A 15,549-nucleotide genomic window follows, 5' to 3' on the forward strand; every position below is an offset into this window, starting at 1 on the left:
TCAACTTCTGAAATAAAATAAGAACCCTGAATATCAAAATATTCTTGTTCTTTAGAATGATACGCAAAAATATCTAAACCTAAATCTAAACTAGAATTTGGTTGAAATGTAAATGATAAACTTCCTGTTTCTGTCGCAAATTTATCATCCTCTTTACCGTTATAAAAAACCGTTAATAACAATGGATTATCAATTGCATTGATGTAAGTATCACGTTTAAAAGGAACCATTTCGTAACGTGAACGCGACATTGTTCCTAAAAATGAAACATTCCATTTTTCATTTATTTTATAATTGATGTTGGTCTGTACATCGTAATATTGCGGGTTGAAATTTGTATCACCTTTTAGTGTATTGAGAACTAAATTTCTGTTTTGATAGCGTGCGCCAACTATTGCAGAAAGTTTTTTGTTTTTAGATGCTCCTCCAAGTGTTAAACTTCCGCCCATCAAACTTGCTTCCAATTGACCTTCAAATTTCTTTGGACGTTTGTATGTAACATCTAAAACAGATGACATTTTATCACCATATTTTGCTTCCCAACCACCAGCAGAAAAATTAATAAACTCTGTCATCGCAGGATTTACAAAACCTAAACCTTCTTGTTCTCCCGAACGAATTAACTGTGGTTTGTAAACTTCGATTCCGTTAACGTAAATTAAATTTTCGTCGTAATTACCACCGCGAACCATATATTGTGAACTCAATTCGGTGTTAGAATTTACGAAAGGCAATGTTTTCAATAAATCTGCAACTCCGCCCGTTAAACTTGGTCCTTGTTGCATTTGTGCTGCACTTAAAGTTGTGCTTTGCAAAGGTTTATTTTTATTTGATTGAAATGTAATTGTTGCTTCTTCTAACTGTATCGCATTTGATTTATCTGGAACCAATTGTACAAAAATCTCTTTCTTATTTTTATCTTTTAAATTGAAAGTTTGCGCAAAAGATGAATAACCATTTGTGTTGAAAGTTATAGTTACAGATTGATTTGATGGAATTTCTATTTTGAAATTTCCATTTTGATCTGCATAATAAGACTTATCATTCAATATGATTTCAGCTTCGCTGATTGGAATTCTATTTTCGTCGACAACTTTTCCGGTAACTTGTGCTGTCTGTGCAAATAAAAGTCCGCCCAATAAAGATAAACTTATTGTGCTAAGAAATCTTTTTGAATGACGTAGAGTAGGTTGCTGTGTTGTTTTTTTCATCTTTCACGTTTAGTTCTAATTGATGGTCGCCAACCGAAATATTTTCTTTTGTTAGATTAATTGTTAATCGTTTTATTTTTTGATCATACTCGGCTAAAACCCATTTACCATCTATAAAGGCTTTATAGTCTTTAATTCCTGAATGTTCGTCATTTATCGTAAAACGAATAATTGTATTTGTCTGCGAAAACTGACTATTTTCTTTGATGTTTAACGGAGTAATTGTTGGTTTAGTATTATCAAGCATGATAGAAAATACACCAAAATCCTTTGGATTTGCAACCAGCTTCCCATTTTTGAGCTCTGTTGTCAAATAATCTTTTTTCCAAGCGCCTCTTTTTTGATATTCTCTAACAATCACAGCTTTGTCTAATTGTGCTGTCGGAATATCTTTTGGATCTATTGCGATAGTATAATTTTGATGAACAGGAAAATTAGAATCACCAACCCAATGTTTATTATTTGATAATTTATAACTTAAATCAAAATCTTCATAAAAAATACCTTTCGGGAAAAAGATTTCTATTCCATCTGTTTTAAAATGATTTTCCTTGTTCCAAGCCATAGGATTTGTTTCAGGAAGTTTTGCAGAGTCAATAAAAGGTTTTCCGTTAACTGTAAATTGTGAAGTAGATGCATTTCCTGCATAATCTTTCACTTCAATTTTTATTTTATATGTTTCGCCATCAACAACGTCTAAAATTCCATTATTCTTTAAATTAGAAAATAATCGAAGTGGATTTCCATCTTTTACAAAACCTTGATAAACCCAACTGTTGTTTTTTTGCATATCGGCATAATCACATGTTGCATTTATTGCGCGCGCTTCATCAAAAGAAAAACGATTTGCTGTAAATGTATAAATAGGTTCATCATTTACGCTAATATTTATTTGATGTATTCCATTGTTGTTTTCAGATCCATTTTGTTTGTCGTATGCTTTTACACCGAAACCAATTTTACCAGAAGCAGATATTATTCCACCATTTGCAACAACAACGCGATTTGTTTTTTGATTAACATCTCCAAGAATAGGATAAGCATATAAACCTAAAATAGATGGTTTTTTTGAGTCAGGTAAATCAAATCCGAAATAAAATGGATTGATTGGTTCTTCAGATTTTGTATCACGAATCTCGAAATGTAAATGTGGACCACCGGAACCACCAGAATTACCAGAAAGAGCAATCAAATCACCAATTTTTATAGGTAGTTCATTTGGCTTTGGGTGTAATTCTATTTTAAAAGTCTCATTTGCATATTGTTGTTTACGCACGTATTCTTGTAACTCAGGCGTAAATTCTCTCAAATGTGCATATACAGAAGTATATCCATTAGGATGATCTATATATAATGCGTTACCGTAGCCTGTTGGCGAAATATTAATACGAGAAATGTAGCCATGGCCAATTGCTTTTACTTTTAATCCTTCTCGTTGTTGTGTTTTTATATCTAAACCAGCATGGAAATGATTTGCGCGTAATTCGCCAAAGTTTCCAGCCAAATAATTCGCAATTTCTAAAGGATTCTGAAAAATATTTTTTGGATAAGTTTCAGGTTTTGGTTGTTCAGCTCGTTGTCCAAAAACAATAGTACTTAATAATAGGTTTAGGATAATTGGTTTTATCACGTTCATCTTCTTTTTCTAAAATAAATTAACAATTCAGCTAAAAATAAAATAAATCTTTTACAAACTGTCTTAAACTTTTGAATATCTGAAAATTATTTTAGTAAAATCTTTTGTAAAACAAATTCAAATACATGATTTACATATGGTTGTGTTTGTAAAATAAATAACAAGAAAAAGTAAAGAGTTTGTCTGACGTTTTTGAATGTTGGGTAATTAATTTTAAGAAAAACTTTAAAAAATAACGAAAATGAAAAAAGTAATCTTCTCAATTTTAATTATTGTATCAATAGTTGGTTGTAAAAAATACGAAGGAAATGAAAGTTCTGGAGCAATGGAAAATAATACGTCTACAGATATGATTTCTAGTGCTACGAATCCTAAAGTGGAGGGGAAAGTTTTTAAATCGAATGCTTTGATTGAAATGAAAGTGGCAGATGTGATGAAAAATGGACAAGAAATAGAACAAAATGCAATTGATTTGAAAGGTTTTATTTTGAATAGTGAATTAAATAATCAAACCTTAGATTCAGATCAAGTTGATATTTCTGCGGAGCAAATAAAAAAGATGGAGAAAGTTCAACAAATAAATTTCATAGAACTTAAAGTTCCTGCCAATCAATTACGCGAACATGTCAAATTTGCATTAGAAAAAGGAGTTATAATTGATCATATTTTGATTAATAATGAAGAAATGACATTTGAAAAGTATGAGAATGAACTTAAAAATGAAAATAATCAATCTGTAAAAATTGCAAAACAAATCGAGAATAAAGTAAATAAAGCATTGATAAATGATGCAGTTAATTACGCAACAATTGTTTACAAATTGTCAGAAGAACCGCATGTTGTCTCGATGATTATACCACAATCAGAAATTAAAATTTACAGGGAAATCAATTTAGGATATGAGTTAAAACAGAGTTGGCAAGATGGTGTTTATTATTTTAAATCGTTTATCATCGTTATTTTTAAATTTCTGCCAACAATTCTTTCGGTATTATTTTTGTGTTTTGCAATAAAGTATGTGTTGAGACGTTTTAAAACCAGAGAAATTAAAACAAAATTGTGACTAAAAGTCTATTTGTCAAAAGAATAAGAAAAAACTGACAAAATTTAGGTTTTTGTATTGATTACATGTAAAAAAATACTATTTTTGCAATAGAAGCTAGAATAATTGAAATTCTCTGAAGATGGAAAAAATGGTAAAATTTAAAGAACTTGAAGACAAAGTTTTAAGCGTTTTAAGCCAGTTAGAGAATAATAACGATATATTGAAACGTGCGAATAATTCTGAAAAAGAGATGGAATCTTTTCAAAAAGAATTGAATTCTCTAAAGGAAGAAAACGCTAGATTAAAAAATAAATTGAGAGATTCGCAGGCGAATAACTTAAATTTGAATGAAGAGGTAAAGCGATTAAAAGTCGTAAATGCCATGAGCGGAAGTCAGGAGTATAAACAAATGATGAAGCAACGAATGAATAAATTGATAAAAGAAGTAGATTCTTGCATCGCTCAAATTAAAACTAATAATTAATAAAAAAGAATGTCAACTCAACGAATTGAGATAAAAATTGCTTCACGTCATTATCCAATGACGGTAAATTCTGATGAAGAAGAAATGGTTATGGCTTGTGCAGAAGAAATTAACCATATTTTGAAACAATTTGAACAAAAATACGCTGTATCTGACAAACAAGACGCACTTGCAATGGTAACCATACAATTGGCTATACGCGAAGCAAAATTGAAAAAGCAAGTAAAAGATAATGAAGAAATGACAACAGAGCGCATTTCTAAATTATTAGAATTGATTGATCAATCAATCACAAAATAAATACGAGAAGTTCTTACAGTTGAAAAACTGTACAAATAACAATATTCCTACATTAGTTCTAGCTATTTTGGTTAACTCAACATTTAATTTTGTTACCGAGTGAACATCGTTCGGAAAGCGGGCCGCAACCTTTGGGTTCAATTTATTGACAGCGGATACTTGACTGACGGACTAACTCAAATCCTGTTTTCAGGAGTTAACTCAAAACATACTTTACTAGTGTAGGATTTTTTATATATAAACATTACATAATCTATGGACACAATGACAACAATAATTATTGCTATTGTTACATTAATCGTAGGAGCTGTAGTTGGGTATTTTTTATCAAAAAAGTCGGTAGACAAACAGAACCAAGATCTAATTGATGAAGCAACTCGCAAAGCTCAAGTACTGATTAATGATGCTGAAAAAGATGGTGAAACCATTAAAAAAGAAAAAATATTTCAAGCGAAAGAAAAATTTTTAGAGTTAAAATCTAAACACGAAGAGGTCGTAAATCAACGCGAACGAAAAGTAGCTGACGCTGAACTAAAAGTTAAAGAAAGAGAAGATCGTAATAAATTAGATTTCTCTGAAATTCAGAAGCAAAAAGATCAGATAAAATCTGAGAAAGGAAATATTCAATCTCGTACCGAAAAGCTTAATATTAAGCAAAAAGAAGTAGATACGATGCATAAAAAACAAGTAGAAATACTTGAAAAAATTTCAAATTATTCTGCAGAGGAAGCTCGCACAGAATTGATTGAAGTGCTGAAAGACGAAGCAAAAACAAAAGCTCAAGCTCATATCCAAGAAATTATGGAAGAAGCAGAGTTAGACGCTAAGAATGAAGCACGTAAAATTGTAATTTCTTCTATTCAACGTATTGGTACAGAGCAAGCAATAGAAAATGCTGTTTCTGTATTTAATATCGAATCAGACGAAATTAAAGGACGTATCATTGGTCGTGAAGGTCGTAATATTCGTGCTATAGAAGCTGCAACAGGAGTTGAGGTTATTGTAGATGACACGCCAGAAGCAATTATTCTTTCTTGTTTCGATCCTGTTCGTCGTGAAATAGCTCGTTTATCATTACACCGTTTGGTAACAGATGGTCGTATACATCCTGCTCGTATAGAGGAAGTTGTAGCGAAAACGACAAAACAAATTGAAGACGAAATTATAGAGATTGGTAAGAAAACAATCTTAGATTTAGGAATTCATGGTTTACATAAAGATTTAGTTCGTATTGTAGGACGTATGAAATATCGTTCTTCTTACGGTCAAAACTTATTACAACACTCTCGCGAGGTGGCAAACTTAGCAGGAACGTTGGCTGCGGAATTAGGTTTAAATCCTAAATTAGCAAAACGTGCAGGTTTATTACATGATATTGGTAAAGTTCCTGAACAAGAATCAGAATTACCTCACGCAATCTTAGGAATGCAGTGGGCAGAAAAATACGGAGAACATCCAGATGTAATTAATGCAATTGGAGCTCACCACGACGAAATTGAAATGACATCTTTATTGTCGCCAATTATTCAGGTTGCCGATGCAATTTCTGGAGCTCGTCCAGGCGCGCGTCGTCAAGTTGTAGAATCATATATGCAACGTTTAAAAGATTTGGAAGCTACAGCACTTAATTTTGATGGTGTAGAAAAAGCATACGCAATTCAGGCAGGTCGTGAGTTACGTGTGATTGTAGAAAGTGATAAAGTAGATGATGCAAAAGCTGCAGAATTATCTTTCTTAATTTCTGATAAAATTCAAAACGAAATGACATACCCAGGTCAAGTTCGTGTTACAGTAATTCGTGAAACGAGAGCTGTAAATATTGCAAGATAAAATTTAGAATTTAATATTTTCTTATAGGCAAGTCTACATCAAGGCTTGCCTATTTTTTGTGTTAATTTATAGAAAAATAATAGAACATATAGTTGTAGTTTTGATAAAAATTATTAACTTATAGGGGATATAACTATAAAAACAATAAATTGAAAATCAAGTAATTAACAACTTGTTGATAACCTTTTTAATTTTTAAGATTCCAAAATTTTTAATTGTAAAATCTTATCTTAATTTTGAAAGAAACCATAAGTTGTCAAAGCGAAATTGTAACACTATTGAGGTTCAATTATTAAAAAAAATACACCTATTTATCTTCGATAAAAAAACCTATTCTAATCGCTTTTAACGCTAACTATTAATTAAAAAAGACCGAAAAAACATGTCAATATTTGATAAAAGAGTAAATTATAAACCGTTTGAATATCCAGAAATTTTAACGTTTACAGAAGCAATTCAAAAATCATATTGGGTACACGGAGAAGTAGATTTTACTTCGGATATTCAAGATTTTAATGCGAATTTAGACGAAGTAAACAGAGAAATTCACAAACGCTCTATTTTATCAATTGCACAAATTGAGGTTACTGTAAAAGGTTTTTGGGGAGATTTGTATCACTATTTTCCAAAACCAGAATTAAATGGTTTGGGAGCTACTTTTGCAGAATGTGAGTTTAGACATTCTGAGGCATATTCTCGAATTTTAGAAGTTAATGGTTACTTGGACGAGTTTAGTATTGCGTTACAAAATCCAATTTTCAAGAGTTATAATGACTTTGTTGGAGATATTATGCGCGATCAAAACAAATCGATTGTAGAGAAATTATTATTTTTTGCTTTAGTTATCGAGGATAGTTCTTTGTTTTCAAAATTTGCAAACATCTTAGCATTTACACGCTTTGATGGATTAATGAAAAATACAGCAAATATTATTGCTTGGACATCTACGGATGAACAAATACACGCAAATGCAGGTATTTATTTAATCAATAAAATTAGAGAAGAAGGTTTATTACCAGCAGAATTAGATCAAAATTGGGTAGAAACTGCGGTTCGTGGTTATATTGACCAAGAAGAAAGTATGTTGAACTGGATTTTCGAGAAAGGAGAATTTGGTTATTATACCAAACAAGATTTATTAAATTATATGAAATACCGTATTGATGAAGCAATTACAAAAATTGGTTTCAAGAAAATATTTCATATTTCACAAGAGCAATTCAAAGCAATGGCTTGGTTTGAAGAAGAAGTTTTCGCAAGTAGTTTAGACGATTTTTTCGCTAAAAGACCTGTAGATTACACAAAACATGACAAAAGTATTTCGGCAGACGATTTGTTCTAATCTGAAATATTATCATCAAAACACAACTTTTATACATAAAATATTACATCAATAAAATTCTAAAACTATGGATCAACCAATTTCACACGACGAAGTTCAAAATACATTTTTTGACGGAGAAACGCCAAAATTATGGTGGAAAAATTCAGAATCTGAACAAATTTTGAACAGAGGTTATTTGCTAAAAGGTGAAACTGTAGAAGGAGCAATTGATCGTATTACTGCAGCAGCGGCAAAGCGTCTATATAAACCAGAATTGCAAGAATCTTTCAAAGAAATGATTGAGCGTGGTTGGATGAGTTTATCTTCACCAATTTGGGCAAATATGGGAACAGAGCGTGGTTTACCAATTTCTTGTTTCAATGTTCATATTCCAGATAGTATAGAAGGAATTACGCACAAATTAGGCGAAGTTATCATGCAAACGAAAATTGGTGGTGGAACTTCTGGTTATTTTGGAGAATTACGTGAGCGTGGTGCTACAATTACAGACAACGGAAAGAGTAGTGGAGCGGTTTCTTTTATGGAATTGTTCAACTCTGCAATGAATGTTGTTTCACAAGGTTCTACTCGTCGTGGTGCTTTTGCGGCTTATTTAGACATCGATCATCCAGATATTGAAGAATTTTTGAAGATTAAATCTATCGGAAGTTCTATTCAAAATTTATTTTATGGTGTTTGTGTACCAGATTATTGGATGCAAGAAATGATAGATGGTGATGCGGATAAACGTCAAATTTGGGCAAAAGTTTTAGAATCTCGTCAAGAAAAAGGTTTACCTTATTTATTCTTTTCAGATAATGTAAATAAAAATAAACCACAGGTTTACAAGGATTTAGGTATGCGAATTAATGCATCTAATCTTTGTTCAGAAATTATGTTACCATCAGCAGAAGACGAATCTTTTATTTGTTGTTTATCATCTATGAATTTAGAATTGTATGATGAATGGAAAGATACAGAAGCTGTAAAGTTAGCTATTTTCTTCTTAGACGCTGTTTTACAGGAATTTATAGAGAAAACGGAAGGAAACCATTATTTGGCTTCAGCTAATCGTTTTGCGAAACGTCACCGTGCATTAGGTTTAGGCGTTTTGGGATGGCATTCTTATTTACAACGCAACATGATTCCTTTTGAAGGAATGGAGGCAAAATTGCGTACGACAGAAATTTTCAAACATATTCAGTCAAAAGCAGATAGAGCAACAGAAGAATTAGCACGTATTTACGGAGAACCAGAAGTATTGAAAGGTTACGGACGTCGTAATACAACAACGTGTGCTATTGCGCCAACTACGTCTTCTTCGGCTATTTTAGGGCAAACATCTCCAGGAATTGAGCCATTTGCATCTAATTATTACAAAGCAGGATTATCGAAAGGTAATTTCATGCGTAAGAATAAATATTTGACAAAATTATTACAAGAAAAAGGCTTAGATAACGAAGATGTTTGGCGTGGAATTATGTTGAATGGTGGTTCTGTACAACACATCGCAGAATTGTCGCAAGAGGAGAAAGATGTTTTCAAGACATTCAAAGAAATTTCTCAATTAGAGATTATTCAACAAGCAGCGATTCGTCAAAAATATGTCGATCAATCACAATCATTAAATCTTAATATTCCAGCAGAATTAGCGGTAAAAGAAGTAAATAAATTAATGATAGAGGCATGGCAATTAGGTGTGAAAACTTTATATTATCAACGTTCTCAATCTGTTTCAAAAGAATTAGTAGCAAATTTAGTTTCTTGTTCTTCTTGTGAGTCTTAATAGGAAAAGATATATTTTATCATAAATGAAAATCCGCTTTTAGAGCGGATTTTTGAATTTTATTAATTAAAAAATTTAGTAATTATCGAACAAAATTTTAATCATTTAAAGTCGTTGAAAAAAAAGGCTGTATTAATTAATATTATTGGATGTATTTTAGGTTTGAGTACATTTCTTTCTCCTTATTTCAAGGAAGTTTTAATTTACATTTCGTTTTTTTTTCCTATTTTTTGTATATTTTTAGTTAGATATTATCATGGTTTAATCTCAATAGAACCTGAAATCAGACCTAATATTCCAACAATTTCTATTGGTTTTATTTTGTCTTGTTTTGGAATTATCGGTAGAAGTTTTATCGATTATAACGTGTTAGATCATAGTAATATATGGATTCCATCCATTATAATAGCGTTATTAATTCTAACAATTTATTATTTTAATAATTTTATAGAATTGATTTCTAAAAAAGAGCATTTAGTTTATAATATTTTTATTATACTATTAATTGAAGGATTTTCTTTTTATTCCGTTATCATAGTTAATTGTATGTACGATAAATCTACTCCTCAAGTTTTTGAAACTCATATTTTAAATAAAATTGAAACGAGAAAAATAAGAAGAAAAGTATATTATTTAATTATTGAAGATTGGAATAATAAATTTGGAGAAAAAAAGATAAAAACAGATTATAGAAAATATTATTCAAGTTTTATTGGAGAAAAACTAAAAATAGAACAAAAACGAGGAAAGTTTGATGCATCTTGGTATTATTTTATTGAGTGATTTTAAAATAGATTTTCATTTAAAATAATTGGATATTTTAGAACTAAGATTAAAAAGAATTATTATTAAAAAAAGAGAGAATTTCGTTATACTAAACGAAATTCTCTCTTTTTTAGTCATTCTGAACTCGTTTCAGAATCACATATTTTAGATAAAAAACTGAACTGAATTCAGTCTTTCAATAATTTTAAAAAGAGATTTATATCGGATTATTTATTGTTAATCCAAGCATCAATTGATTGGTGTGTGATGTTTTTTGACTTTGTAACATATAACCAGCTTCAAAACTAAATGTTGGCGAAATAAAATAGCCTAAGCTCAATCCTAATCGATTTCTATCAAAGGTTTTATCTTTCACAGCTTGTAAAAATAATTCGTCATAAGCCTTCAAATACCATGTGTTGTTGATTAATTTTGTGTTATTTAATGGCACGGTAGCACTTAATTGATAACGAAAACGAAATTGTGTGTCGTTTTGTAAAAATCGTTCTTCAACACGAAAACGATGTGCCAAATTAAAACGATTTATAGCATGTTTTGTATTAAATTGTTGATATAAACGATGTTCGTGATTGTGCGAATAATCGTGATCTAAAGTCGGAACTCTATTTTGAACATAGGCGTAACCAGCCAAAATTGTGTTGTTATTTTCGGTCAAATTATAACCAATTCCACCGCGAATTAACAGTTGTTGCAATTGATCTAAATCCTCGTAAGTACGATATTGAATATCAGATTGAAAAGACCAATCTTTATCAATTTTTTGATTGATATTTAAAATTCCCCATGTTCTAAAATCACTTTCTTGTGCTAATCCCACTTGCAAACTTCCTACAACAATAGCTGCGACCAAATATTTCCTCATCAATAACATTTTCATTCTGCACTAAAAATAAAAAAAGACACGCTATAAATAGGTGTCTTTTGTCAGTTATTATTTTATTTTGAAGTATTTTTTATTTTCGGAACAATTTCTTTTCCAAAGATTTCGATAGATTTCATAATTTCTGAATGATCTGGCGCACCAACGTCCATATGAGCCGAGAAGCGAGTAAGACCAAACATTTCTTTGTATTGTAAAATTTTATCAACTGCTAAATTTGCATCACCAACAACCAAATGTCCGTTTGTAGAACGTCCGTAATCAAATTGTGGTTGTGTGTATTTTGGCCAACCTCTTGATGCTCCGATTCGTGTCATTTGTGCTGCATAAATTGGGAAATATTTTTCGGCAACTTCTTCATTATTTTCTCCAAAAAAAGAATGCATGTGTACACCAATTTGCATTTTATCAATATCATGTCCATTTTCTTGATAAACCATTTTGTAAATCTCAAATAATGGTTTAAAATCAGCAGGATTTCCACCAATTATAGCAATCATAATTGGTAAACCAAGCGTTGCAGCTCTTACTACAGACGATTTTGTACCACCTACGGCAACCCAAATAGGAAGTTGTTGTTGTACTGGTTTTGGATAAATAGTTTGATTGATAATTGGCATTCTATATTCTCCTCTCCAATTGATAACTTCTTCTTGATTTAACTGTAACAATAAACGTAGTTTTTCATCAAATAAAGGTTCATATTCGCTCAAATCATAACCAAAAAGTGGGTAAGATTCTATAAAAGAACCACGTCCAGCAGTTATTTCTGCGCGTCCATTAGATAAATTATCAACCGTAGAAAAATCTTGATAAAGTTTGACAGGATCGGTAGAACTGATAACAGAAACGGCGCTACCTAATTTTATATTTTTAGTAACGGTAGACAAGGCAGCCAATACAATTTCGGGCGAAGAAACAGCATAATCTTTGCGATGATGTTCTCCAATTCCGAAAAAATCTAAACCAACTTCGTCCATTAGTTTTACTTCCTCTATTATTTCTGTTAACCTCTGTTGAGGAGATTGTATATATCCAGTTTTTTGGTCGATGCGAACATCTCCAAACATTCCTATTCCTAATTCCATAATTATTGATTGATGATACAAATTTATGGTGTAATAGTTATAGAAAGGTTGATGTAGGGTAAGAACAAAAAAGAGTTAATTCGATTTTGGATGAATTAACTCTTTCTGATTTGTTTTATATTTTTTAGCCGTGTATTGCTTCTTTATTTCCGTAAGATTGGATAAGGTTTCCTTCAAAATTTAACCATTCTTTCCAACGTTTTTCTACATCTACATCTGTTGATAATTTGCGAGCAAAATTAAGAAAAGTTGTATAATGATTGGCTTCAGAAACCATTAATTCATGATAGAATTTTGCTAATTCATCATCATTTATATTTTGTGATAATGTACGAAAACGTTCGCAGCTTCTTGCTTCTATCATAGCTGCAAAAAGTAAACGATCTACAAAAGCCATGTTACGAGAACCGTCTTTTTTACAGAATTTCATCAATTGACCTACATAATCATCTTTGCGTTCTCGTCCTAAAACATAACCACGTTGTTGAATGATTTCGACCACCATTTTGAAATGTTGCATTTCCTCTATTGCAATATCAGACATTTCTTGTACAAATTCATCATGTTCAGAATTGTAGGCAATCATCGTAATTGCATTGGTAGCGGCTTTTTGCTCACACCAAGCGTGATCTGTTAATATTTCTTCTAAATTTCTTTCAGCAATATCAGCCCAACGTGGGTCTGTTAGTAATTTTAATCCTAGCATTGTAAAGCATTCTTAACTGCAAAATTACGAAATATTATTAGGATTAAAGAATGATTGATTTTTTGAACACTGAATTTGAATGATTAAATATTAGAATTAAAACGATTATTTTTGTAAAATGAAAAAACTTTTAATCATCGGGCAAGTTTGGCCAGAACCAACTTCTTCTGCGGCTGGAACGCGAATGATTCAGTTAATAGATTGTTTCTTAAAAGCTGATTTCGAAATTACATTTGCGTGTGCGGCTTCTAAATCTGATTTTAGTTTTGATTTGAAATCAAAAGATGTGAAAGAAGTTGAAATCAAATTGAATGATGAAAGTTTTAATGATTTTGTGCGAGATTTAAATCCTGAAATTGCTCTTTTTGATCGTTTTATGATAGAAGAACAATACAGTTGGCGCTTAACAAATGAATGTCCAAATACAATGAAAATTTTGGATACAGAAGATTTACATTTTTTGAGAAATGCACGTCAAAATGCTTCGAAAAAAGGAATCGAATTTAATAACGATTTATTATTTTCAGATTTAGCAAAAAGAGAAGTTGCCGCTATTTTACGTTGTGATTTATCATTAATGATTTCGAAACAAGAGATTGAAATTTTGAAAAATCAATTCAATATTGATGAAAGTTTGTTGTATTATCTTCCTTTTTTGGAAAAATCTATTACAGATGATAAAGTAAATAATTGGACTGAATTTGAGGCTCGTGAGCATTTTATGTTTATTGGTAATTTTATACACGAACCAAATTTTAATTGCGTACAAATTCTTAAAACTAAGATTTGGCCAATTCTTAAAACTAAACTTCCAAAAGCAGAAATCCATATTTATGGTGCTTATCCAACTCAAAAAGTGATTCAATTAAATAATTCTAAAGATCGTTTTTTTGTAAAAGGTAGAGCGGATGATGCACAAAAAACAATGTCACATTATAAAGTTTTATTAGCGCCAATACAATTTGGAGCTGGTGTAAAAGGTAAATTTGTAGACGCCATGCAAACTGGTACGCCAAATGTAACCACGTCTGTTGGAGCGGAAGCTATGCAAGAAAACTTGGATTGGAATGGTTTTGTAGCAGATGATGTAGATGCTTTTGTAGACAAAGCAGTTTTGTTGTACACAAATGAAAACGAATGGAAAAAAGCTCAAAAAAATGGCGTTAAACTATTGAATGAGAATTATAATTCAATTTTATTTGAGAATAATTTTTTAGAGAAAATAGAAATGATTTTTAAAGAATTAAGGAATCATCGAAATCATAATTTTATTGGACAAATTTTACAACATCATAGCAATCAAAGTACAAAGTATATGTCGCTTTGGATTGAGCAAAAAAATAAAAACCTTCCAGTTTAGGAAGGTTTTTGTTATTATGGAAGATCAATATTGTTTATAATATAATCTGTACTTTCTTTAGAATTCTTAAGGAAATCATTATTTCCAAAATTGACTACTTGATAGATGAAATTCTTTGATTTAAAAATATTGAATTGTAAATATACCGTAGATTCCATTTCTTCATTGTAATAGCTAATTTGCTTCTGAAGAGTTTCTTTTCCTTTTTTATTTTTATACAATTTAGATGGAAAAGATTTAAATTGTGGATTACTTGAGTAATTTGAAATAGATATGTCCAAATATGATTCTAAATTATCCGAAATATCACCTACTTTCAATTCGTCAAGATTCTCTGTAATAACAAATCCATACGTTTCAGTTTCCTCATTTCCCCATTGTACACTTGCAAAATCATTTGTTCCTATTGTACGTTGAAATCCAGCAGGTAAATTTATTGTGAAAGGTTCAGCACCAATTAATGCAGATTGAGCATTTATGGTTGTTGCCATTGTAAAGGCGATAGCAAAAGTGAAGATTATTTTTTTCATTTAAAATTTAGTTTAGTTGTCAAATATAAATATTATTAATCTAATTTAAAACTATTAACAATGGTTACAAAATCGCTTTTCATGAGATCTTTATTTTCAAAACTACAATATTGTAAAATTTGATAAATAAAAAATTTTGTTTCTATAACAGTTTGTAGAAAATAGATATTTCCGGATTCTGGATCATTCGTTTCAAATTCTGCATACGCATAATTAAATCCTTTTTGATACGAAATATATGGTTGTTTGATGTATTTGAATCCTTGTTTTTCGGTATATGGTTCGATAGAATTTAATGTATAATCGATCATATCCAGATGTGCTTCGGCTAATTTTAATTCATCTTTGTGTTCAAAAATAACAAAACCGTACGAATTTGGCTTCGGAGAAAGACTTTCGAACTGAATTGTAGCATAATCATTTAATCCAATTGCGCGCTGAAAACCTTTTGGTATAGAAAGTGTAAAAGACTCTGCACCACGTATTTTCTGTTGAGAAAAGGACGAAATACAACTAAAAAGGGCAACAATTATAATTAAATTTTTCATTGAATTAATTTAGTTAACGAAGATAAAAAAAGCCT

Annotated in this window: 15 protein-coding genes; 8 read left to right on the plus strand and 7 right to left on the minus strand. The window is 30.7% G+C overall.

From position 1 onward, the window contains the following. Positions 1 to 1,211, minus strand: a 1,211-nt coding sequence (locus tag RSC72_RS12165) for a TonB-dependent receptor (RefSeq protein WP_332578522.1), incomplete at its 3' end; no start/stop codon positions are given. Further along, positions 1,159 to 2,847, minus strand: coding sequence for a M23 family metallopeptidase (locus RSC72_RS12170; protein WP_332546370.1), 1,689 nt, complete (start codon positions 2,845 to 2,847; stop codon positions 1,159 to 1,161). The genes RSC72_RS12170 and RSC72_RS12165, both read right to left, overlap by 53 nt. Before the next feature lie 241 nt (positions 2,848 to 3,088). Between RSC72_RS12170 and RSC72_RS12175 the strand changes: the two genes are divergently transcribed. The 7 genes from RSC72_RS12175 (at position 3,089) to RSC72_RS12205 (ending at position 10,399) form a co-directional block, all read left to right on the plus strand. Continuing rightward, on the plus strand, positions 3,089 to 3,910 hold the full coding sequence (locus tag RSC72_RS12175) for a hypothetical protein (RefSeq protein ID WP_332546372.1): 822 nt from the start codon (positions 3,089 to 3,091) through the stop codon (positions 3,908 to 3,910). Between the two features lie 121 nt (positions 3,911 to 4,031). Further along, the gene (locus RSC72_RS12180) at positions 4,032 to 4,376 is read left to right on the plus strand and encodes a hypothetical protein (protein ID WP_332546373.1); all 345 of its coding nucleotides are present in this window, start codon (positions 4,032 to 4,034) and stop codon (positions 4,374 to 4,376) included. Positions 4,377 to 4,385: 9 nt separating this feature from the next. Beyond that, positions 4,386 to 4,676 carry a cell division protein ZapA gene (locus tag RSC72_RS12185; RefSeq protein ID WP_332546375.1) on the plus strand — a complete coding sequence of 97 codons (291 nt, stop codon included), beginning with the start codon at positions 4,386 to 4,388 and terminating at the stop codon, positions 4,674 to 4,676. A gap of 255 nt (positions 4,677 to 4,931) precedes the next feature. Next, positions 4,932 to 6,506 (plus strand): ribonuclease Y, encoded by a 1,575-nt coding sequence (gene rny, locus RSC72_RS12190; RefSeq protein WP_332566359.1) that lies wholly within the window; start codon positions 4,932 to 4,934, stop codon positions 6,504 to 6,506. 382 nt (positions 6,507 to 6,888) lie between these two features. Further along, on the plus strand, positions 6,889 to 7,848 hold the full coding sequence (locus tag RSC72_RS12195; protein WP_332545586.1) for a ribonucleotide-diphosphate reductase subunit beta: 960 nt from the start codon (positions 6,889 to 6,891) through the stop codon (positions 7,846 to 7,848). Positions 7,849 to 7,915: 67 nt separating this feature from the next. Continuing rightward, a complete protein-coding gene (locus RSC72_RS12200) occupies positions 7,916 to 9,616 on the plus strand; it encodes a ribonucleoside-diphosphate reductase subunit alpha (protein WP_332545588.1) in 1,701 nt (566 codons plus the stop codon). Positions 9,617 to 9,730: 114 nt separating this feature from the next. Then, positions 9,731 to 10,399 (plus strand): hypothetical protein, encoded by a 669-nt coding sequence (locus tag RSC72_RS12205; protein ID WP_332545590.1) that lies wholly within the window; start codon positions 9,731 to 9,733, stop codon positions 10,397 to 10,399. A gap of 199 nt (positions 10,400 to 10,598) precedes the next feature. On the opposite strand, the gene RSC72_RS12210 is transcribed toward RSC72_RS12205, so the two are convergent. The 3 genes from RSC72_RS12210 to RSC72_RS12220 all read right to left on the minus strand — a co-directional run bounded on the left by RSC72_RS12210 (position 10,599) and on the right by RSC72_RS12220 (position 13,076). Further along, positions 10,599 to 11,264, minus strand: coding sequence for a DUF2490 domain-containing protein (locus RSC72_RS12210; protein ID WP_332545592.1), 666 nt, complete (start codon positions 11,262 to 11,264; stop codon positions 10,599 to 10,601). A 74-nt stretch (positions 11,265 to 11,338) separates the two neighbouring features. Continuing rightward, positions 11,339 to 12,370: an LLM class flavin-dependent oxidoreductase gene (locus RSC72_RS12215; protein ID WP_332545594.1), complete on the minus strand. Its 1,032-nt coding sequence runs from the start codon at positions 12,368 to 12,370 to the stop codon at positions 11,339 to 11,341. Positions 12,371 to 12,494: 124 nt separating this feature from the next. Continuing rightward, positions 12,495 to 13,076, minus strand: a complete 582-nt coding sequence (locus RSC72_RS12220) for a tRNA-(ms[2]io[6]A)-hydroxylase (RefSeq protein ID WP_332545596.1) — start codon at positions 13,074 to 13,076, stop codon at positions 12,495 to 12,497. 118 nt (positions 13,077 to 13,194) lie between these two features. Here RSC72_RS12220 and RSC72_RS12225 point away from each other — a divergent pair, with 118 nt between their 5' ends. After that, positions 13,195 to 14,436: a glycosyltransferase gene (locus RSC72_RS12225; RefSeq protein ID WP_332545598.1), complete on the plus strand. Its 1,242-nt coding sequence runs from the start codon at positions 13,195 to 13,197 to the stop codon at positions 14,434 to 14,436. 14 nt (positions 14,437 to 14,450) lie between these two features. On the opposite strand, the gene RSC72_RS12230 is transcribed toward RSC72_RS12225, so the two are convergent. Together RSC72_RS12230 and RSC72_RS12235 are read right to left on the minus strand one after the other, a co-directional pair. Next, on the minus strand, positions 14,451 to 14,966 hold the full coding sequence (locus RSC72_RS12230; protein WP_332545599.1) for a hypothetical protein: 516 nt from the start codon (positions 14,964 to 14,966) through the stop codon (positions 14,451 to 14,453). A gap of 35 nt (positions 14,967 to 15,001) precedes the next feature. Beyond that, complete coding sequence (locus RSC72_RS12235) at positions 15,002 to 15,514, minus strand: hypothetical protein (protein WP_332545600.1); 513 nt, start codon at positions 15,512 to 15,514, stop codon at positions 15,002 to 15,004. Positions 15,515 to 15,549: the final 35 nt, after the last annotated feature.

It is taken from the genome of Algoriella sp. (assembly GCF_036647415.1).
Classification (GTDB): Bacteria; Bacteroidota; Bacteroidia; order Flavobacteriales; family Weeksellaceae; genus Empedobacter.